This window comes from Kitasatospora sp. NPDC059327, assembly GCF_042752535.1.
Lineage (GTDB): Bacteria > Actinomycetota > Actinomycetes > Streptomycetales > Streptomycetaceae > Kitasatospora.
In genome coordinates this window covers 1-20839 of record NZ_JBHYYB010000086.1, presented here as the reverse complement: position 1 = coordinate 20839, position 20839 = coordinate 1, and the positions used below count along the sequence as shown (strand labels likewise).

Genomic DNA, 20839 nt, shown 5'->3' with positions numbered 1-20839 from the left:
TGTCCGCAGGTGGTTTCCACTGCGGCCGCCACAGTGCGGGTCACGGCCGCAGCGGCACAAGTTCCGGTTCGGCCCGGCCGGGCCCGGGGTTCAGCGTGAGGTGGGCGGCTTGTACATCTTGATGATTCCGGCGCCGACGCGGGTCGGCTCGTACGGTGCGAGGGCGTCGGCGATGGTGGGGGCGAGCTCGTTGCTCGATTCCGGCAGCCCTCCCGGTCTTCCTTTCGAAAGGTGTCCGGCCGCATCGCCTGCTCGGGCCGGTAGGGGTCCGGGTCGCCGACGGTGCCGCTGGCCAGGGTGCCGGGCCGACGCTGAACGTCGAGTGCAGGGGCTACTCGTCCTCGTCCTCGTCGTCGATCGGTTCAGTGATCCACTCCGGGGGTACGAGGGCTTGGTTGTTGCTGTAGCGCCAGCGTTCGACGACGTGGTCACGGAAGAGAGGGTCGGCCAGGTCGGCGTGTTCGACGACGATGACCTGAAGGGCACCGTCGAGGGCTTGGGTGGTGTTGACGATGGTCTGGTAGACGTTCAGCAGGTGGCTGAGGTCGGTGCCTTGAGGGGTGGGCTCGCCGGTGTAGTCGGGCGGGAAGTACACCTGGGACGGCTGGTCGAGGATCAGAGTCCGCGGGACGGGACTGCGGTGCTCGCTGAACCACTCGTGCAGGCTCAGCAGCGTGGCGACGTGGTAGCCGAGGTGGTTCTCGGCGCTGCCCATGTCGGCGAGCCGGACGGGGCCGTCGTTGGTGTCGGCGACGACGGTCAGCCGGTTGACGTCGAGACGGATGGGCGCGTCGGAGTGGTCGAGCTCCAGTGCGGCTGCCTTGGTGCGGATGTTGTGGCTGATCAGCGACAGGTAGCTGGTGAGCCGGTCGTCCTGGGTGTCGTCGCTGAGGAGACCCTCCAGTTCAGCGATCTGCCGCTGGAGGTCCTCGCGGCGGTCCTCGACCTGAGGGGCACTGACGTGTTGGGCGGTGGTGTCGAGGTAGAGACTGATGCGGCCACGCACATGGGCGGCACGCTGCACGTCGTCCGGTTCCTGCCGCAGCGCGCGCAGCCCGGCGCTGATCTCGTTGATCTCGTCCTGGTTGCGGGAGAGAGCTGCGCGCAGCCGCTGCAGTTGCTCCTCTTCCTGGGCCAGCAGCCGTTGCAAGGCCGGTGTGTCGCTGCCGATGACGTGGAGGTCGCCGTCGAGGCGCTCGAGGTCGTGCATGATGGCGGCGACCGTGCTGTTGGCCGAGGCGATCGGGCCTTCGCACACCGGGCAGTGAGCGGCCTGGGAGGTGTCCCGGTCCACCCGCATCAGCCCAAGGGACGCGAGGCGGGTGCGCTGCTCGCGTGCTTGTCCGGCGAAGTCGTCGTTCTCCTCGAGTGCGCGTTTGAGGTCGGCGATGCGAGCCCGGTTCTGCCCCACGGCACGGCGCAGTTGAGTACGCCGGCCAGTGGCGGCGGCCAGCGGATCGCTGTCGTTGCCCGCTCCGGGCACGAGTTGGTTCCTGCCTTCGAGGGCGATGCGGAGCAGGCTGGAGACTTCCTCGGTGGTCGGCTCGCTGTCGCGATGCGGCAGCAGCCCTGCCTCGACCGCCTCGGTCAGCAGGGCTCGGGCCTGACCCGAAGCCGGGCCGAGGTCGCGAGCCTGGGCGAGTTTGGCCTCGAGGTCGGAAAGGTCCCGGCGCAGCAGTCGCAACCGGTTGCGCAGCGCAGCCTGTTCGGGGTCGACGGCGCCGAGGAAGTACGGGATCACACCGCGGATGGTGTTCGGGTGCCACTCCTCGCCCTGGGAGTGGAACAGCAGATCGGGGTTGGCGACCTCGTTCTGCGCCTGGAAGCAGAAGTACAGCGCGTGGCGGATCGAGGGGGCGATGGTCTGGGCGCGGGCGACTGCGGGGACCTTGACGGTCCGGTCGATCCCGCAGAAGTCGCTGAGGAGGTCCTTGGCGACGTCCAGAGGTGCCGTGAAGGACAGCTCCTCCAACGGGGGAGGCGGGGTGCCGGGGGCCTGGGACAGGATGCACAGCACCGTGCTGACGGCGGTTCCGCGCTCGGGGGCACGCCGAGCGACAAAGAGCTGCTGACCCGGCTTGACCAGGGTGACGGCGTAGGCGCCCAGATACGTGCGGACCTTGCCGGCCTTGACGGGGTAGTCGGAGCTGGCCAGGCAGTAGTCGATGATCGTCAGCAGCGCGCTCTTCCCACGCCGGGAGTCGCCCGTGACGATGTTGAGGGTGCCGGTGCGGAAGGGGACCGTGCGGATCTGTCCGGGCTGCTTGCCGTAGACGGTGACCGCCTGGATCTGAAAGGTCACGCTTGAACTCCCAGGAGCGTCAGGACGGTGCTGATGCTGCCGGTGCTGGGCAGCCAGCGCCCGAGTTGTTGGGCAGCTTTCTGGATCGCAGTGTTCTGCTCGGGGCCGTCTTTGAGGGCCTTCACGGCCCGCGGTGTCACGGTCAGTCCGGAGCCTTGCAGCCTGAGCACACCGCTCTGCAGGGCGAACAGCAGCCCCGGCCGCACGACGGCGGCGAGGGTGGTGGCGTTGAGGCCCATCGCCACGCGCACGGCCTCGTTCTCGTCGAGCCAGCCCATCAGCCCTGTCCCGGTGGTCGTCGGCAGCACTGCTCGGATGGACGGCTGGAAGGCCATGACCGCGGCGGTCACGGCAACCGGAAGCGGGCAGGCGGAGCGGTACTTCTTCTCGTAGCCCTGCACGGCCCGGGCGCATACGAGTGCGGTGAAAGCCGGGTTGAACAGGGCGCGCTCCTCCCGGCTGAGGTCAAGATCGGCCATCAGCGGCTCCCGCCGGCTCCAGCAGTGCCGCCAGGCGGCCGGTGAAGTCCGGGTGCCATCCGACCCGCAGTTCATCCGCGAGCATCTGGTACGACCCCTTGGCGACGAACACCTCTTCACAGCCGGTGCGGATGCGGCTGCGAGCCTCGCGGTCGACCCACCGGTAGATCAGCCTGGCTTCACGCTTCATCTCTTCCTCGGTGGCCTCCTCGCCGAGGTTCTCGCGCATCTCCGCGAACCGCGCCTGCCACTCCTCCACGAGCCTGCGCTCGTAGGCGCCGATCTCCCCGGCACGCAGCAGGTTCTCGTTCGCCCAACGGGAGCGCTGGGCGAAGGCCCGTACCCAGTCCCGCACCGCGTAGCCGATCCGCTCCGCGCCCACGTCGATCAGCCGCAGCTGATGGACGAAGACCTTGTCGGCGGCATCGGCGGCGGCCGGAGCTGCGGCTGTTAGCGCGGCGATGTCGGGGTCGATGGGCAGGTTGTGTTCACCGATCTGGTTGCGCAGATCGTTGAACAGCTCGTCGAACTCGGCGCCGGTCACGGGATCTGATCCTGGGGAGCCCATCTGGACGGACGCCCGCTCGAAAAACCAGCCCTCGAGGCGTTGGAGAAAGGGCTCGGCGAAGCGGCGCTCGACGGCCAGACTCGCGTAGCCGAGCAGATCATCCCTGATCTCGTCCATGCCCGGTGCATTACCGATGACTTCAATGCGGCTGACGAGTTCGGCCCGACGTTGCTCGTCGAGGGCATCGAATGCGTCGAACGCCTTGGCGAGGGTCTTGCTCTCCGACAACTGCCGGGCCTGGACGAGGAGGGCTTCGGCGGCGTGCTCGTCACGGTGCCCGCTGGCCTTGGGCTGCAGGAGGAACCCTGCGCTGCCCTCCGGCAGCTCTGCGGTGGTAATCAGGTAGAAGCTTGTCTCGGCAAGTTCGATGCGCTTCTCGGTGACGGCTTCCGACCAGACCCTGATCGTCTTCCACAGGTCCGACGACAGGTCCGTCAGTCTCACGTTGTCTGCCCGCTTCTTCAGCTGGGTCAGCTCGGTGTGCGACCCGATGAGGGCCTGGACATCGTCCGTTGCCTCAATCGCCACACTCCACTCGATCCCGCCCCTGGAGAGCTCCACACACCGCTGGAGAGCCACGCGGAGCTGGTAGAGGTAGCCGAGCGCTGACGCTGATGCCTCGAAGGGATTCACAGGGCTGGCCATGCACACACCGCCTCCCTCTGGTTACCGAGTGCAGCGATCATTCCATGGCCGCGCCGCAGGTAGAACACGGATCGCCAAACTTGCCTAACTGTTACGAGTGCTGGCCAGCCGCCGGCAGTAGCCATGCTGACTGCTGACGACGGCCCGCGAATCAGGGCGAGGTGAGCGGCTTGGTTATGTACATCTTGATGATGCTGGCGGGGATGTGGATCGGCTCGTACGAAGCGAGGGCGTCGGCGATGGCCTAGGCACGCTCGCCAATCCTCCGAACCACGTAGCTGGGCACTGCGGAGGCCAGCTACGTGGGCGATTCCGGCCTGGCCCTCGACTCCTGAGGCTTCCATACACGCACTCCACCAGGGCGTGCTCGCCTCCGTAGCAGCGGGCAGCGGACTGTCGAGCAGTCCACATGAGCGTGCAATGGCCTCTTCGGCACGCGAGCCCGAAAGCGATCAGCCTCATCGTGGAGATGGATTGGCGATCTCTTCGATGAGCTGGCTCTGGTGCCGGATGTCGTCGCTCTCGCTGGGGGTGAGGTCGTACCGGGCGAGGGCTTCCATCTCCGCACGGGCACTAGGTACGTCGCCCGCGAGAGCCAGAACGAAGGCACGCTGTGAACGAATCCCGACGATCATGTCCAGGAGGTTGTTCTCCTGGGCCGCGCGCAGCAGTGAGTCGAGCTGTTTCAGCGCCTCGGCGGGATTGGTCCAGCATTCCACGTCTGCGAGGTCCTGCCCCGAGTCGATGGCCGACCGCGTGGCGCCGGAGGCGTTGTAGAGCTTAAACGCCCATAGTGCCCAGGGTTCGAAGTCCATTCTGTCGAGTTTGCGCGCGACTTTGACCAGGAGGCCGAAGCAGTCGGCGAGCCTCTTGAAGTCGTCTGGTGTGTCGTGGCTGACGCATCGCTCGTGGAGCACCTCGACCGGCAGCAGGATGTCGGGAGGTGTCAGCCCGAGGTGGTCCATGTAGGTGTCGATGAGTCCCGCAGCGAGTTTGCCCGCCTCCAGGTGTTCTCCCGCCTCCCACAAAGCACCGGCGTACTCGTAGCGCAAGCCCCGGTCGAACCGGGAGGGAGAAGGCGTCTGGGCGTGTGCTTCGGCGAAGGCTCGGCGAAGTTGTGTGAGGGCTCCCGCTGGGCCGTGGAGACGGAACTGTCGGGAGGCGACGAGCACGGCCTCTCGCGGGCCGAAGTCCGGGTGTCCGGCTCGATGAATCGTCTCCATCGCGTGGACATGTGAGGCTAGCGCCTCCATGTCTCGTTCATTGAACGCCCATGCGGCCAGCGCGTTGTGAGCGTCGAGCCGCAGTGCGGGATCCGAGGCCGGATCACGCGCCGTGTCAGCGAGGTCGGCGCGCACCTCACGGGGGTAGTCACGCTCGAAGAACCCCTCCTCCTCGGTGAGGGCGATCAGGACCCCGATCTGTCCCGTTGAGCCCAGCAGCCGCATCCAGCGGGAACGTCGCGCGGGATCCCAGTCACCCGCCACGATCTGGCACAAGGTCCGCTGCACCCGGTCGGCCGTCTCCTCGTCGAGACCTTCAAGCACCTGCGGGGCGACAGCTCGTGCGGCGTCATGAAGCTTCAGGTGACCGTCCCCGAACGACTGCGTCAGCCCGGGGCCAACAAGCTCTCGAAGAGCACGGCCGTTGACCGACCGGCTCGCCATCCCCATGTCCGCAGCCAACAGCTGCAGCTCGTCCTGCTTCAGTGGGACCTCGGCCAGGGCGAGGAGGCCGGCCAGTGCCGTAGCCGTCTCGCCGAGACCTGCGAAGGCCCGCTCGAGGATGCGCTCCTGAGCAGTGGGCATTGCGTGCGTCCCCTCCTCGAACGCGTCGCAGAACTCGGCCACGTCGGCGCCGTACTGGCTGCGGGCGAGCACGGCGGCCTGACCGACGTACAAGGGCAGACCGCCGGTGAGCGTGATGATGCGCTGCGCCGTGGCGTAGTCGGTCCGGCACCCTTCAGCCGCGAAGACCTCAACCACGGTGTCGACACTCCATCCAGGCAGCACCTGCGGGGCGATTCCGAGATGAGTCTCAAGAACGGGCTGGTCAGGCCAGGGGTGCGCCAACAAGACCAACTGTGCAGTGGGCAGCGCGGCAATGAGCGCACGGAGTCCGTCGATGGGAACGCGGTGGGCGTTGTCGAGGACGACAGCGACGATGATCCCCGTTTCTTCCAGCCGCCGATGGACCGCTCGCAGGACATCCAGGCTCGACCCGTAGGGCAGCTCCGTTCCCGCCGGACCGCTGAGGTGCCTGGCCGCGAGTTCCCGGGCCAGCGACTCGGCGAGAGCATCGGCCGACACGCCATCTGCCACATCGCAGTACGTCACGGGCAGCGAGCACCGCTTAGCCGCATCCGCTGCCCAAGTGGTCTTCCCTGCGCCTGAGTACCCGACCACCAGCCGCACCGGCTGTTCGCCGACCAGCTCGGGATCGGTCTTCTGGGGCCGGTAGGTATCGGGGGTCTCCGGGAACGCCTGCAGCTCCTGCACGAACTGCTCGAACAACTGGGCAAGGTCCGCTGCTGCGAAGCCCTGGCCGAGAGCGCCCGTGGACGCGTACTGCACCCGGGCCGCCAGCTTCTCCACCAGCGTCCGCGGTTTGAGTGAGGCGAATCGGACATTGCTGGCCTCGGCCGTACACCACTGCATCATCGCCTCGAGGTCGGGCGCCGGCGCCGGCAGCCACGCCTCAGTCGCCGAAGGTCTGCCCGGGTACAGCAGATGAACGTCGCCGGGCCAGTCCGCGGCGACTGTCCTGTCCAGCAGGTCAGGTCCAGGCTGGGCATTGGTGATCACGATCAGCGACGGACTGCCACTGCGCCGGTCTGCATCATGCTCGGCCCGAACTCCACGGTACTGATCGAGCGCGTCGCGGATGTCGCTCCAGACCAGGACGCCGCTCTTGCGCGTTTTGACCTGGAGATACAGGCGGCGGCTCGGGAGCACCACCTCCAAGTCCTCGTCGCGCTCCACCAGCAAGCTCTCAGCGCCCGCGTCCCGCAGTCGAAGCAGGCAGCCAACAGCGTAGAGATTCTGATACGTGAACCCGCGATGGGTGGCCCGGATCCGCAACTGCTGCGCGGTGTCCAGCGGGGGCTCCCCAATGAATTCCTGTGTTGCATGATGATCATCACCTTGCGGTACGGCTCCGCTCACACCCATGACGCAATGCTCTCAGGCGCAGACCCGGGTGCCGCAGCGAATTCTCGACTTCATGGCCGGTCAGCAGTTCCCGTCCAATCTGGCCAGGTGACCACCGCCCTTGCGTCTGGCGCCTTCTGCGTCCGTCGGTTCGCCAGCACTCCCGCGTGATCAGGTGCAGCGACTGCTACGCAGTCGGCAACCGTGTGCACAGCGGTGGGAGCGCGTCGGTCCGCAGGGCCGCAGTGACCAGGCGGACCATGCCCTCGGGGGCCTTCGACCCGAACTAACCGCCCTTCTGACGTGCCCTTCTGGTCCTCCTCGCAGGCCGGGCGGAGGACCTGCGGGGCTCCTCCGCCCGCCGGATTCGGTGGGACGGCTGGCGGCTTCAGTACGCCCAGGTCGATCCTGTTCCTCGGTACTCCTCCACCGGGATCGGGTGGACGCCAGGGTGCATGCGGTCGGTGTAGAGCAGGCCGTCGATGTGGTCGATCTCGTGGGCGATGAGGCGGGCGAGCCCGAACTCGTACGCCACGGTCGTCACGGTGCCGTCGAGGGTGGTGGAGGTGACGTCCATCCGCAGGGGGCGAGGGACCATGCCGCGGACGTCGAAGAAGCTGAGGCAGCCCTCGTACTGCTCGTCGCTCTCGTCGGAGACGGTGGTGACCTTCGGGTTGAGCAGGATGATCGGCTCGGCACCGGAGGTGGGCGGCAGGACGATCGCGGCGGCCCATGGGATGCCGATCTGCGGGGCGGCGATGCCCATGCCCTTGGCGAAGGAGTGGACGCGGCCGATCCGGTCGATCGCGGTGAACAAGTCGTCGATCACCGCCTGTGCGGCGTCGCGTTCGCCGGGCAGGTCGAACGGCTCAGCCGGCCGGTGGAGGATGGGGGTGCCCTGCTGGATGACGCCGAGGGACTGCATCTGCTGGCTGGGCCGCACCTCGATCACCTGGTCTCCTTTGTTTGCTGCTGGTCAGGACCGGCGCGGAAGCGCCATTCGAGGCGGAAGCGGGCGTGCAGCGGCGGGTCGTCGGTGGCCCATGCGAACTGCCGCCGGTCACCAACATTGTGCCGCTCGATGGCAGTTCGAAGCGGGGCGGCCTCGGCGGCCATCGACGTCTCTGTCCCCCACACCACCGGATCAAGGTCGGCCGGGAAGTCGAGGCGGACGGCAAGGCGCTCGGTTGGCAGCCGTACGGCCCGCTGGAACCAGTGGCCCCACTTGTCGGCGCCCACCGAGTAGGCGTACTCGATCCAGGTCGCCTCGCCCGGGTACAGCGGGAAGCGGCCCTGCTCGTTGTCGAACAGAAGCCAGATCTCCTTGAAGGCGTCCCGGTCGTGCTTGGCCTGCCACCGCATCTCCTCGCCCTGGCAGGAGGCGGTGATCGCCAACTCGTCCCAGGTCAGCGGGTGTTCGCGGTAGTGCGCGTTGGAGCGCTCAGGCTCGCCCGGATAGCGGTCGACGGCGATGCGGATCAGGTACCGGGTGATCGGCTCGCTGCCCGTGTTCCGCAGCCGCCGACGCATCGTCAGCCGGTAGGCGGCGCCGTCGAATCCGAGGACGGCCTCGTCGTGCTCGACCAGGATTGCTGAGCCGGAGGCGTACGGCTGCTCGGGCCTGCGCGGGGCCGGCGGCCCGCCCTGCGGGCGGCTGCGGGTCCGCCCCGCGTCGTACTCGGTCCAGCGCCGCCAGATGGCCTTGCCCGCGTTCAGTGCCTCGTCGGCCCGGCGGGCGAAGTCCTCCGTCGGCTTGTGGCGGCCGGACTCGACATGGCTGACGTAGGACGGGTCGAACCCCATCTCCCGTGCCAGCGCCCGCTTGGACAGGCCGCGCACCTCCCGCCAGTGGGCGACCTCGGCCGCGAACGCCTCTGCCGTCGGGTCGGCCACCTCCTCGTCGGCCTGTGTCTCCATCCGCTCCGCCCCCCGTGAGTGATGAATGAACCGTGAGTGACCATAGCTCACCATCGCGTCACGGTCTCGTCTGCGGCTGTCATTACCCCACCGGCCGCGCACCTCAAGCGTCCGAGCTGCAAGGACTCTCCACCTGCCGCCCCGCTACGAGGAGTTCACCGTGCACGAGTCCCCAGGCCGCCACCCGGGCAAGCACCACGATCCCGTCGGAGCGGCCCTCTCCATCGCGTGGGCACTCGGCCACGCGATCGTGATCGCCCTCCTCGGCGTCACGGTGCACGACCAGGTCCACCCGGACCACCCCGGCGCCGAGCGAGCGGCAACCGCCGCACCTGACCGCGAGTCACCCGCGTAACGCCGCCCTGGACTCCCGCCGGCCACCGGCACGGCGGGCGTGTCACCGGTACCACCCATCGCTCAGGAAGGCCCTGAACAGGGCCGAACCCCGATCGGAGTGCACACCATGGAAACCCGGAACGTGATCGTCCCCGTCCACGACGGACCCCTCGACCTCGCCCGCCCCCACTTCGTGGGTATCGGCGGCCACGGCATGTCGGCCCTGGCCCGCCTGCTGCTGGAGCGCGGCAGCCGCGTCTCCGGCTCGGACACCAGCGACACCGCCGCCCTCCGTTCGCTGGAGGACACCGGCGCCGCCATCGCGATTGGCCACACCGCCGCCAACCTGTCCGCCGACGCCACCGTCCTCGTGTGGTCCAGTGCCATCACCCCGGCCAACCCCGAGGTCGCCGCCGCCCGCCGCACCGGCATCCCGGTCGTCCACCGCTCCGACGTCCTGGCCCACCTGATCGACACCGCCGAGCAGTCCGTCGCCGTCGCCGGCACCCACGGCAAGACCATGACCACCGGCATCCTGAGCGCCGCCATGGCTCACCTCGACCCGTCGTACGCCATCGGCGGCACCCCCGTCGGCCGTCCGGCCGCCCACCACGGCACCGGCGGCCTGATGATTGCCGAGGCGGATGAGAGCGACCGCACCGCCGGCCGCTACCACCCGCACCTCGCCGTCATCCTGAACGTCGACGACGACCACCCCGAGAGCTACGTCGACCTGAACGACGTGCTGGACACCTTCGAGCGCCTGGCCTGCAACAGCTCCGTGCTGGTCGTCTCCGCCGACGACCACGGCGCCCGACTGCTGACCGAGCGCCTGCAGTACGCCCCGGGCCCGCGCGTCGTGACCGTGGGCGAGAGCCGGGACGCGGACGTGCGGGTGATGCGCGTCGTGTGGGACGGGGCGGCCAGCCACGTCACCGTGCAGGACACCGACGGCGCCTGGCAGCACTTCACCCTGGCCGTCCCCGGCCGCCACAACGCCATGAACGCCGCAGTCGCGTTCGCCGCCGGCTGCGTCCTCGGCGCCGAGCCCGCCGACCTGGTGGAAGGCATCAACGCCTTCCGCGGAATCGAGCGCCGCCTCACCACCACTGGCACCTCGGGCGGGGTGACGGTGCTGGACTCCTACGCCCACCACCCGAGCGAGATCACCGCCGACCTGGCCGCTGCTCGGATGCTCACCGAGGGCCGGGTGATCGCCGTGTTCGAGCCCACCGGGTGGACCCGCACCGCCGCTCTCGGCGAAGAGATGGGCCGCCGTCTTGCGGCGGCTGACGAGGTCGTCCTGCTCGACGTGCACGGCACGGTTGAGTCCCCGCTGGCCGGGGTCAGCACCGCGCCGATCGCCGCGAAGGTGGCCGAGATGGGTGGCCGGGCCCACACCGCCGACGGCAGCCGTGAGACTGAGGACCTGGTCGCCGAGCTGGCCGGTCCCGGCGACCTCGTGGTGACGATGGGCACCAGCACGGCCGGCCGCGTCGGCCGAGCGGTGCTGGTGCGGCTGGCCGAGACCCCGGCGGCAGCACCGGCCGCGTAGGTCAGGAGTCGCCGGCCACGGCGTCGGGCTTGGCGAGCCGCATCGCGGTGTCCTCCAGTCCGACGCTGTGGGAGCCCTTGATCAGCACCACGTCGCCGGGCTTGAGGTAGGTCAGTAGCAGGTCGAGGGCGGCGTCCCGGTCCGCCACGAGCGTGGCGTTCACGCCGCCTTCCACCGCGCTCGCGTGCACCAGGGCGGCTTCCGCCCGGCCGACCGCGATCAGCTTGGTGACACCGGCCCGGGCCACCATCCGGCCCAGCTCCGCGTGATGGGCCTGCGACTCCTCGCCCAGCTCCCGCATCTCGCCCAGCACCGCAACCGCCCTTCGCCCGCCGCCGGCCATCGCGGTCAGCGCGGCCAGGGCCACCGCCATCGAATCGGGGTTCGCGTTGAAGGCATCGTTGATCACTGTCACCCCGTCCGGGCGCTCGGTGACGTCCATCCGACCCGGCGTCAACTGCCGGGCACCGCTCAGTGCCTCGGCCACCTGCGGCACGCTCGCGCCCAGACCGATCGCCACCGCTGCGGCAGCGGCCGCGTTGGCGACGTGGTGGGCACCGTGCAGCCCCAGCACCACTCGGGCGCCCTGGTCCTGGTGGGTCAGGGTGAACGACGGGCGGCCCGCCGCGTCCAGCTCGACGTCGACGGCCCGCACGTCCCCGGCCTCAAGGCCGAAGGTCATCACCGGAGCCTTCGTGCGCGGGGCCATCGACATCACGTACGGGTCGTCCGCGTTCAGCACCGCCAGGCCGTCGGCGGGCAGGGCCTCGACGAGCTCGCCCTTCGCCTCGGCGATCGACTCCTTCCCGCCGCCGAACTCGCCGACGTGCGCGGTCCCGACGTTGATCACCAGGCCAACCTTCGGCGGGACGATCCCCGTCAGGTACTTGATGTGCCCCTTGCCGCGCGAGCCCATCTCCAGCACCAGCAACCTGGTCTTCTCGTCGGCCTGGAAAACGGTGATCGGCATGCCGATCTCGCCGTTGAACGACAGCGGGGTCGCCACCGTCGTGTCCATGGTCTGCAGCACCTGGGCCAGCAGGTCCTTGGTGCTGGTCTTCCCGGCCGAGCCGGTCAGGCCGATCACCGTCGGAGCGTTCAGCCGCGCCAGCACGGCGCGGGCGAGTGCGCCCATCGCGTCCTGCACGTCCGCCACCACGACCGCCGGCACCCCGACCGGCCGCGCGGCCAGCACCGCCACCGCGCCTGCGGCGAAGGCGGCCTCGGCGAAGCGGTGCCCGTCGGTGTGCTCGCCGGGCAGTGCGATGAACAGCGCTCCTGGCTTCACCAGCCGCGAGTCGATGACACCGGCCCGGTCCACCACCGCGCCCGGGTCCGGGACATCGTGCAGAGCGCCCCCAACGGCCTCGGCGATCTCTTGCAAGGTCATGGGGACCACGGCGGCTCCACTTCGACACCCGCCCCGCCTCGGGGCGTCCTGCCGCCGACGCTATCGGCTCCCCTGGCCCTTACCCGAAGTCCCACGCATTCCGAACCAGACTGTGACAAAAGGAAGATAGGCATGTCTGCTGAACGTCGTATCGCACTCGTCACCGGCGGCCGCTCTGGTGAGCGTGACCGCTCGCTGATCTCCGGCGAGGCCGTCCGTGAGTCGCTGGTCCGCCAGCGCCTGGCGCACGTCGTGCTCGACCCCACCGACAAGGACTTCGCCGACCGCGTCCGGGAGACGGACGTCGCCTTCCTCGCCATCGCCGGGCAGTGGGCCGAGGACGGCAAGCTCCAGGGACTCCTGGACAGCCTCGGTGTCCCCTACACCGGCTCCGGGGTGCTGGCCAGCGCCATGGCGATGCACAAGCCGACCGCGAAGACCGCCGTCCTCGCCGGCGGCGTCACCGTCCTGCCGCACATCCCGCTGACCGGCCACGAGAACCCCGAGGACGCCGCCAAGGTCTGCGCGGAGGAGCTCGGCCTGCCGGTCATCCTCAAGCCCACCTCGGAGGGCGGCTCGATCGGCATGCGCGTCTTCCGGGACCTGAACTCGCTCACCACCACGCTCACCCACGACACCCGCGGTGGCGAGTGGTTCATCGAGCCGTTCAAGGAGGGCACCGCGGTCACCTGCGGCGTGCTGGAGAAGGACGGTGCCCTCATCGCGCTCCCGCCGCTGGAGACCGTCCCCACCACCGCCGACTTCTACGACTACAAGGCCAAGCGCAACCCCGCAGGCCACCGCTACCGCTGCCCGGCCAAGCTCCCGGATGCCGCGCTGGCCACGATCTCCCGCTCGGCCGTCCGAGCCCACCAGGTGCTGAACTGCGCGGGCTACTCGCGCTCGGACTTCCTCGTCAGAGAGGCCGGCGACGTGTACTGGTTGGAGCTCAACACGCTGCCCGGCCTCTCCCCGGGCGGCAACCTCGCCACCATGGCCAACGCCGCCGGGATCAGCTACGACACCCTCATCTCCACCATGCTCGCCAGCGTCCACACCGATGGGTACCGGCCGTGAGCCCGGCCCTGCCGCTGGCGGCAGCCGACATCTACGACGCCCAGCGCCGACTTCGCGGAGTCTCCGTCTCCACGCCTGCACTCTCCCACCCCGCGCTGGACGGGATCGCCGGTCGGAGCGTGGTGGTCAAGGTCGAAGCCCTGCAGCGGAGTGGCTCGTTCAAGTTCCGCGGCGCCTACAACGCCGTCGCCGCCCTCAGCCCGAGCGACCGGCAGCGCGGGGTGATCGGCGCATCCTCCGGCAACCACGCCCAAGCCCTCGCCCTGGCCGGCCGCCTGCTCGGAGCACCGGTCACGGTGGTCGTCCCGCACGACGCCCCGCAGGGCAAGGTGGACGGCGCCCGCGCGCTCGGTGCCGACATCGTCACCCACCACCGCCAGCGCGAGGACCGCGACGCACTTGTCGAGCGCCTGGCCGCCGACCATGGCTACACCGTCGTCCCCTCCGCCAGCGACCACGCGGTGATGGCCGGAGCGGGCACCGTCGCACTGGAACTGCTCTGGCAGACCCCCGTGCTGACGGCGATCCTCGTGCCGGTCGGTGGAGGCGGACTGGCGGCCGGGACCGCCGTTGCGGCCAAGCACATCAACCCGAACATCAAGGTCATCGGGGTGGAGCCCGAGACCGGCGCCGACACTGCCGCCTCGCTGCGGGCAGGCCAGCTCGCCGAGCTTCCAGCCGTTCCGGACACCATTGCGGACGGGCTGCGGCACACCAGCCCCGCACCGCTGCCGTGGGAGATCAACCGCCAACTGCTGCATGGTGTTGTGACCGTGACGGACACCCAGATCGTGCAGGCTATGGGCTGGGCGTTCAAGCACCTGAAGGTCGTCGCCGAGCCGTCGGGGGCCGTCGCGCTCGCGGCCCTGGCCGGTCTCGACCTGCCGCCCGGGCCGGTCGGTGTGATTCTCTCCGGCGGCTCGGTGGACCTGGACGCCTTCCACCGACTCGTGGCCACCTCGTCGACAGCGAAGGAAGCAGCCCTTGCCTGACCAGCCCAAGCGCCACCCGATCCCGCTCATCACCCAGTACGCCACACCCAGCCTGATCAACGCCATCGCCTACGAAGGCCACCCGCCCGGCGACGACGACAACTGGCAGGCCAGCGGCGCCCCCGACAAGGACGCCTACGGCCACTGGTGCACCCGGATCTGCGGCATGGCCTGCCTGCGGATGGCCCTGTTCGCCCGCGACGGCCACGCACCCGCCCTGTTCGACCTCCTCGACGGGTGCCTCGCCCACGGCGGCTACGTTCAGAAGGAGGACGGCGGTGTCGGCGGTCTCTACTACCAGCCGTTCGCCGAGTACGCCCTCACCGCTCACGGACTCAAGTCGGAGATCATCACCGACCTGACCCCGGACCGGCTCGCCTGCGAACTCGACAAGGGCCACCTCGTGATCGCCTCCGTCCACAAGGAGATCCGCCAGCCCGACCGGCCTGCCCCCGGACGCGGCGGACACCTCGTCCTTGTCACTGGCCACCAGGACGGCCAGGTCTCCTTCCGCAACCCGTCCGGCCACACCGCCACGACGGTGGACGCCACCCTGCCGCTCGACCTCCTCGACAGCTTCGCCGCCCGGCGCGGCATCGCACTGCACCTGTGAAGCCCGGCTGGCCGGGGCGGACGCGGCCGTAGGGCCGAAGGGCCGGCGAAGCACGAGCCCACCGACGGACCAGCGGTCCGCCGGTGGGCTCGGTCATGTTGGGGTCCGAGTCGGCGAGGTGACGGACGAGGCCGTGGATATCACGATGGCAGCCGCGAAGGCGGAAGGCTGGGGGCTGCTGCAGGTCGGCGAGCAGGCGGGTCTGTCGCACGAGAAGATCCGCTACCAGCTCGCCGTCCGGAAGGCGGCCAGCGAGCCGGACGGGTCGTCCCCGAACGTTGCTGCGTGTCACCGGCCTGTTCGGCGACCTTGCGTGACTACCGTGCACAGATGGATTGGTGGACTCTCGCCCTTGCTGCGGTTGCAGCGTTTGCAGCTGTCCTCGCCGCCGGTTGGGGTTGGCGCGATCGCCCCCAGCATGGATGGCACGTCCGCAGGACACGGGAGCCCGAGCTAGACGAGCAGACCGAGGAAGGTTCGACTTACAGAGCGCCGAAGACGACCTTCGCAGTCCGCGCGATCGGGACAGCCGTGGTGCACAACGTGGAGATCAGGGTTGCCGGTGCCCGCGCCCATGCGCCACGGTCCGGGTCGCGTATGTTTCAGCCACACATGGGTGCTGGTGCGAGGCCGATCGTGGTCGACGTCTGGCTGTCTGAGAAGGCGGAGTCGAAGGTCTACATCGAGATCCTCTGGAATCGGCTGCGTCCGTACCGGATGTACGGAGAGCGTGTTGAAGTCGAGTCACTGTCCTGGGAAAAGTGGCGATGGCGCTTGAGCCGCATCTCCTTCCGCCGCACACCAGGAGGTGGGTGGTGGACGGCCCGTCCTGTGCGCACGTCCGGCGACTGGGTGCCCGTTCGCAGGCGCTCTCGCGCTGAGATCCCGCTGACTGCGAGCGCATCGGCTTGACAGCCGATCCGGCGGGGCCGTGCCGCTTCCGGCGGGGCTTTGGGCATTCCCGACGTGGCTACCTGGGAGGCCGGTTCGGGTTCACGCGGGCCCTGACCGGCAGGGCCGTGATGTTGTCCGGGTGGGCGAGCGCTCTGCGCAGGCGCTCGATTTCCGCGTGCTGGGCGGCGAGCCGGGACAGGGCGAGGGTTTGAAACTCCGCCAGCTCTGCGATCCGTTCGTCCCGCCGGACGATGCGCCCTCGCAGGTCGGCATTGTCGGCCTTCAGCCGGATGATCTGCTTGTCCCTGGGGTCGACGATCTCTCCGGCGTCCTGGAGAGCCTTCAGGCGGCGTTCGAACTCCTCGGCGAGGTGCTGGTAGGGCCCGGGCCGGGTGGTGCCGTCGCGGTTCTTCTTTGGGTAGAAGCCAGTGCGGGTCACCCCGGCCTCGGCGGAGAGCGTCTTCAAGTCGGCCTTGCCACCGGGCGGGAGGTCTCCGTGCAGGAGCCGGTCCATCGCCGCGCGGATGGCCTCCTCGTTGCGGGTCCGCGTCTCGTCGCTGATCCGGGCCATCTCATTCGCCTCCGTGGGCTGTGTTGGCCTTGATGATCTCGTCCACCACCCGCTGGGCCCGCTCAAGTTCCGGCATCAGCCGGACCTTCTCCCCCTTGGGGAAGCGCGGGTTTTCCAGGAAGACTCTGCTGTTGGCGGCCTGACTCTCCCATACCGGCAGATGGCAGGGGTGATGGGTGGCTTGCGAGCACCGGGCCGAGTCGCACATCCCCGCCAGCGGCCGGTCCGCGCCGGGAGTGCCGGCCAGCTTGAGGCACAGGGCCTTGGAAGGGTCGCGGAACCAGCAGTAGTTCGCTGTCTGGAGGTGCAGGTGCCTGGACTGCTGGCGCAACAGATTCTCCAGACGGCGATCAGAGTCCAGCACCGATGCCGGGCCGGGGGAGTTCTGTGCCAGTTCCTTGTCGATATGCTCGAACGCCGTAATCAGATCCCGCGCGCCCGCACCGCTGGGCAGACGGCCCTGCCGGTAGTCGCTGTACGCTGCGGCCGTCAGGTCCAGGTGATGATCCTTCTCTGCCTTCCTCATCTCGGCGAGCAGAGTCCCCTGAGAGCCTCCCGGACGGGCCGCGTAGCCCTCTGTGGTGACTACGGAGACATGCTTGAGCTGGATCTTTGCAGCCAGCAGGCCGCCCGGCCGCTGGGCCAGCAGCAGAGCGATCGTGCGGCGGATCATCCTGCCAGTGACCGGCCCGGCCGGAATATGGGCTAGGCCGAGGCGCTGCCCGGCCGGGCTGTTGACCCAGTCCCGCAGCCACCTGTATGCGTGATCCATCGGGCTGGTGGAGAACACACTCTGACCGGTGCTGGCCCGTGTGAGCCGTGCGGCCAGCTGCACTGCCCGGTAGGCGGGCTCCAGCACCACCCACTGCTCGTCGACACCGCCGAGATCCTGACCCTTGATCAGCTTGCCTCCCAGGCGAAACCGTTGGGTGCCACCCGCCACTGTCGTGGGCGGCAGCGGCGAGTCGACCGTGAGCTCGACCAGTTCGCTCGCGCGCATGCCGCTGAGCGCTGCCACCACCACCCGGCACGCCCCCAGGACCACGGTGTGCAGGTGGCGGATGTCGTGCCGTGACAGCGGTGGCGTCCACGCGACCAGCTCCTGGGGATCATCCGCGCGGGGCACCGCCGCCGCGTCGCGGGCGTACTCCTCCTCGATCCCCGCCGTCGCCACGGCGGCTTCCCACCTTGGCCGCACCTGGTCCAGCAACAACGAAACGATGGGAGGTTCTCAGCGCCGATCGACTGCTGGAGAACCCGGCGGATGTTCACCTCCAGCAGCGGGTCCTGCGGTGACCACCCGCGGGTGAGCCGCACCTTGATGTACTTCGCCTCTACCCGTGGGAAGGGAAGCTTCTCGCGCGCGTGGTGCTCCAGGGCATCGAGCAAGCGCTGCCGGCGCTCGGCCGACCACTTGTTGATACCTGATGCGACGATGCTCTCGTCCTGACTGCGTGCCAGATCTACCAGGTCGGCCACCAACGGCCCCATGGTCTCCACCACGTAGAGAGCGGCGGCGACCGCAGGCTGGAACACCTCGTCCGGGACCGGTGGAGTGTTGTTCACCGGCGACCACACCTTGCCGACGATCTCGGAGACCGTGGCCTTGCCCCAGGGCACGAACCCGTCCCGGTAGCCCTCGGCCGTGAACAGCGCCGAGTACAAGCCCAGGAACTTCACCGGGTAGATGACATGGCCCAGTGAGCCGGGCTGGAGCTTGCGATGACTCTGGCTCGCGTGCCGAGTGTGGTACGACCGGATCTCCTTCCAGGAGTCGCAGTGCTCCTGCAGTACGTCCTGCAGGGACCCGAGGCCCTGCTCAGTCAGGAAGTTGAGCCAGTGCACCAGCTCCACGACCGTCCCGTAGCAGGACTGCGGCTTGAGCGGGACCCGGGGAGCATCGGGCAGGGTCAGTACGGCTTCGTGCTGCGGGACGACCGCAGCGAACAGGTACTCCTTCGCGGTCAGCCTCCATCGGGGATTGACGATCCGGCTGAAGTTCCAGACCTTCACGGTCTCGATCATCGACTTCGGCGCGTCCGCGAGGCCGCGAACATCCCATACGTCCTCGTCGAACATGGCCCGATGACTGCCCGCGCGAAGCTCCCAGCCGGCCTCGGCGCAGATGTCCTTCCCGGCAAAGGGGGAGCGAGCGGCCAGCGCGGCTGGGATCGGCCCGGTGGGGACGTGGACGGTGACGCGTGCGGGGGAGCTCATTCGCTTCCCTCCTCGGGACGCAGCGGAAGCTCACTGTCGCTGTCCTGCACCTCCCTGGCAGCGGCCTCCAACAGGCCCGCGGGGAAGCGCGGCAGGATGTCGCGGTCCAAGCGGTCCGCGTAGGGTCCGAACACGGCCAGGAACTGGTCGGTCGTCATCCGCCGGGACTGGCGCGCGAAGTAGGCGCGCAACCGCAACAGGTTGGGCAGATGCCTGGGCAGGAATACCGCCAGCGGACACAGCAGGCAGACCCAGGGCCGGGCCGGACACGGCTTGCCCGCCGGACCGTGCTCGCCCGCGAGCTGGTTCGAACAGGCGGCTGTGAAGACGTCCATCTCGCCGCTCAGCAGCTCGGCCATGGCTCCCTCGTCCAGTCCCAGGCGGGCGACCTCTCCGGGATGCCCGGCGGCGAACGCGACGGTCTCCTCGTCGGTCAGCACCAGCGCTGGCCTGGTCCGGCGCAGGAGATCAGCCTGGGCGTCCTCGATGATCGCCTCCACCGCATCGGTCTGAGCGGGGGTCAGAGCGGAGACGTAGTGGTCACCCTCGACCTTGGCCGAGTGGTTCGGGTCGATAGTCGTGCGGCCGGTCCATCCCTTGCGCGAAAGCACGTTGTGGTAGGTCGTGCGGATCCGGGCGCCATGGACCAGCAGGGGTTCGCCGCCGTCGGTGAGCAGGCCCAGCCGCTTCGCCAGTCCGGCTCTGGGTTTGTTGCCGCTGCCGGGCAGGTCACTGGCAGCGACGACGGGGAAGAACTCGCTGGTTCCCTTCGGGCCTTCCCCGCGGAAGGTGCGGAGGATCCACAGAGAGTCGGCCGTCCCAGGCTGGGCATAGCGGCGTATCGGTCCGGACACCTCCAGCCATGCCTCCAGCAGGCGCACGGCTCGCGCGGCCAGGTTCACCGACTCGATTCCGCGCCGGTGCTTGTCGTAGGCCATCAGTACGGTGCGGCTGCCCGCCCAGGTCACGTCCTGCATCTGGACATCGCGGATGCCGTCCGGCACGACACCCGAGTAGACGCCGAACAGCATCCTGAACGCGAGTACCTCGTGGACGGTGGGATAGAGCGCGTTGCGCGGCGGCAGCAGGTCGGTTTTGGATGCATGGAGGAGGTGGTCGGTGGTGCCCAGATGCCCGGCCATCCCGGCGACGGTGAGGGGGCCGTGCTCGAGGAGCAGGTGAGCGAGGTTCTGCCGGTTCATGCCCCGGCCGCTGGGGTCCGGCCCCAACCGGGCCATGGCGACGGTCTCGCGGTGGACCGCTATCCAGGCCCGGACCTCTTCGCGCAGCCCCGACTCCAGTTGCTTCCACTCGCGCTCGCTGTACGGCTGCAGTGGCTTGGTGGGCGGGCGCCGTTTGACCGCCCGGCCCTGCGCGTAGGTCCGCAGTTCGGCGTCCACGTGGTCCCCGCAGCCCTGCAGCAGCATCTTGCTCCTGGCCACATGCTCGGCGGTCGCCGACATCCAGTAGGCCAGCATGTGGCTCTTGCGCAGATCAGCTACCCCGCCCCGGAACCCGGCCTCGTCCAGGGCCGCGACCATGCGACGGATGGCGACGCAGTAGATGACTGCGGTCTGACGTCGCTTGACGTCCCCGAGGGGGTGGACCAACTGCACCATCCCGTGGGCCAGGTCACGGGTGAGGACCGGGTTCGGGCACTGGCTCAGGTCGCCTGTCCATCGGGTGGAGTCGGGGAAGCTGAACTCGATCCGCAGCGGATCGCTCTCGACGCGGGTCACCACGTGGCATCACTTTCCTCTTCGAACTCGGAGTCGACCTCGGCCGACAGCAGGCCGCTGGTCGCGCCGACCTCGCGGTAGAAATCGCCGTAGATCCGCTGGACGTCCAAACGCGCGATGTAGATCTCCGTCGTCGTCACGCTGGCGTGGCCCATCAGGTCGCGCAGCATCAGCATCGGGTCGTGCTTGGTGAGGTAGAGGGCTAGGGCAGCGTCGGAGTGGGTGTCCGCGACCAGCGCGGCAGCGCGCTGGTAGTAGCCCTTGACCAGCTTCTCCAACGTCCTCATGGCGAACGTGTGTCTTGTGTCCGCAGAGGCCGTGTGCGGATCACTCCGTGTTGGTATGGAGCTGGCGAGTCTCGGAGCGGGCGTTTGCCGCACTGACGATGCGCCGTG

General features: G+C 69.0%; 17 protein-coding genes. 5 read left to right on the top strand and 12 right to left on the bottom strand.

What is annotated here, in order from left to right; translation table 11 throughout:
- Nucleotides 1–331: 331 nt before the first annotated feature.
- The 6 genes from ACFXHB_RS34780 to ACFXHB_RS34755 form a co-directional block, all read right to left on the bottom strand.
- On the bottom strand, nucleotides 332–2302 hold the full coding sequence (locus ACFXHB_RS34780) for a DUF3732 domain-containing protein (protein ID WP_380579269.1): 1971 nt from the start codon (nucleotides 2300–2302) through the stop codon (nucleotides 332–334).
- Nucleotides 2299–2781 carry a three component ABC system middle component gene (locus ACFXHB_RS34775; RefSeq protein ID WP_380579267.1) on the bottom strand — a complete coding sequence of 161 codons (483 nt, stop codon included), beginning with the start codon at nucleotides 2779–2781 and terminating at the stop codon, nucleotides 2299–2301. Before ACFXHB_RS34775 ends, ACFXHB_RS34780 begins: the two co-directional genes overlap by 4 nt.
- Nucleotides 2768–3994 carry an ABC-three component system protein gene (locus ACFXHB_RS34770; protein ID WP_380579265.1) on the bottom strand — a complete coding sequence of 409 codons (1227 nt, stop codon included), beginning with the start codon at nucleotides 3992–3994 and terminating at the stop codon, nucleotides 2768–2770. The genes ACFXHB_RS34775 and ACFXHB_RS34770 overlap by 14 nt, the downstream gene beginning before the upstream one ends.
- A gap of 458 nt (nucleotides 3995–4452) precedes the next feature.
- Complete coding sequence (locus ACFXHB_RS34765) at nucleotides 4453–7158, bottom strand: ATP-binding protein (protein WP_380579263.1); 2706 nt, start codon at nucleotides 7156–7158, stop codon at nucleotides 4453–4455.
- 373 nt (nucleotides 7159–7531) lie between these two features.
- A complete protein-coding gene (locus ACFXHB_RS34760) occupies nucleotides 7532–8095 on the bottom strand; it encodes a peptide deformylase (protein WP_380579261.1) in 564 nt (187 codons plus the stop codon).
- The gene (locus tag ACFXHB_RS34755; protein WP_380579259.1) at nucleotides 8092–9060 is read right to left on the bottom strand and encodes a multiprotein-bridging factor 1 family protein; all 969 of its coding nucleotides are present in this window, start codon (nucleotides 9058–9060) and stop codon (nucleotides 8092–8094) included. Before ACFXHB_RS34755 ends, ACFXHB_RS34760 begins: the two co-directional genes overlap by 4 nt.
- A 160-nt stretch (nucleotides 9061–9220) precedes the next feature.
- On the opposite strand from ACFXHB_RS34755, the gene ACFXHB_RS34750 reads away from it, so the two are divergent.
- Both ACFXHB_RS34750 and murC read left to right on the top strand, forming a co-directional pair.
- Entirely contained in the window at nucleotides 9221–9415 is a 195-nt protein-coding gene (locus ACFXHB_RS34750) for a hypothetical protein (protein ID WP_380579257.1), read from the top strand.
- Between the two features lie 108 nt (nucleotides 9416–9523).
- Nucleotides 9524–10951, top strand: a complete 1428-nt coding sequence (gene murC / locus ACFXHB_RS34745) for a UDP-N-acetylmuramate--L-alanine ligase (RefSeq protein ID WP_380579255.1) — start codon at nucleotides 9524–9526, stop codon at nucleotides 10949–10951.
- A gap of 1 nt (nucleotide 10952) precedes the next feature.
- On the opposite strand, the gene murF is transcribed toward murC, so the two are convergent.
- A complete protein-coding gene (murF, locus tag ACFXHB_RS34740; RefSeq protein WP_380579253.1) occupies nucleotides 10953–12350 on the bottom strand; it encodes a UDP-N-acetylmuramoyl-tripeptide--D-alanyl-D-alanine ligase in 1398 nt (465 codons plus the stop codon).
- 123 nt (nucleotides 12351–12473) lie between these two features.
- Between murF and ACFXHB_RS34735 the strand changes: the two genes are divergently transcribed.
- Genes ACFXHB_RS34735 through ACFXHB_RS34725 form a run of 3 tightly spaced genes read left to right on the top strand, consistent with a single transcriptional unit; the run spans nucleotide 12474 to nucleotide 15023 of the window.
- Nucleotides 12474–13418: a D-alanine--D-alanine ligase gene (locus tag ACFXHB_RS34735; RefSeq protein ID WP_380579251.1), complete on the top strand. Its 945-nt coding sequence runs from the start codon at nucleotides 12474–12476 to the stop codon at nucleotides 13416–13418.
- The gene (locus tag ACFXHB_RS34730) at nucleotides 13415–14410 is read left to right on the top strand and encodes a threonine/serine dehydratase (RefSeq protein ID WP_380579249.1); all 996 of its coding nucleotides are present in this window, start codon (nucleotides 13415–13417) and stop codon (nucleotides 14408–14410) included. Before ACFXHB_RS34735 ends, ACFXHB_RS34730 begins: the two co-directional genes overlap by 4 nt.
- On the top strand, nucleotides 14403–15023 hold the full coding sequence (locus tag ACFXHB_RS34725) for a C39 family peptidase (RefSeq protein WP_380579247.1): 621 nt from the start codon (nucleotides 14403–14405) through the stop codon (nucleotides 15021–15023). Before ACFXHB_RS34730 ends, ACFXHB_RS34725 begins: the two co-directional genes overlap by 8 nt.
- Nucleotides 15024–15993: 970 nt before the next feature.
- On the opposite strand, the gene ACFXHB_RS34720 is transcribed toward ACFXHB_RS34725, so the two are convergent.
- The 5 genes from ACFXHB_RS34720 to ACFXHB_RS34700 are packed head-to-tail and all read right to left on the bottom strand — an operon-like array spanning nucleotide 15994 to nucleotide 20731.
- Nucleotides 15994–16488, bottom strand: a complete 495-nt coding sequence (locus ACFXHB_RS34720) for a hypothetical protein (protein ID WP_380579245.1) — start codon at nucleotides 16486–16488, stop codon at nucleotides 15994–15996.
- 1 nt (nucleotide 16489) lies between these two features.
- Nucleotides 16490–17488, bottom strand: coding sequence for a hypothetical protein (locus ACFXHB_RS34715; RefSeq protein WP_380579243.1), 999 nt, complete (start codon nucleotides 17486–17488; stop codon nucleotides 16490–16492).
- Nucleotides 17389–18705: a hypothetical protein gene (locus ACFXHB_RS34710; protein WP_380579242.1), complete on the bottom strand. Its 1317-nt coding sequence runs from the start codon at nucleotides 18703–18705 to the stop codon at nucleotides 17389–17391. Before ACFXHB_RS34710 ends, ACFXHB_RS34715 begins: the two co-directional genes overlap by 100 nt.
- Complete coding sequence (locus ACFXHB_RS34705; RefSeq protein ID WP_380579241.1) at nucleotides 18702–20447, bottom strand: hypothetical protein; 1746 nt, start codon at nucleotides 20445–20447, stop codon at nucleotides 18702–18704. Before ACFXHB_RS34705 ends, ACFXHB_RS34710 begins: the two co-directional genes overlap by 4 nt.
- On the bottom strand, nucleotides 20441–20731 hold the full coding sequence (locus ACFXHB_RS34700) for a hypothetical protein (RefSeq protein ID WP_380579239.1): 291 nt from the start codon (nucleotides 20729–20731) through the stop codon (nucleotides 20441–20443). Before ACFXHB_RS34700 ends, ACFXHB_RS34705 begins: the two co-directional genes overlap by 7 nt.
- Nucleotides 20732–20839 lie beyond the last annotated feature (108 nt).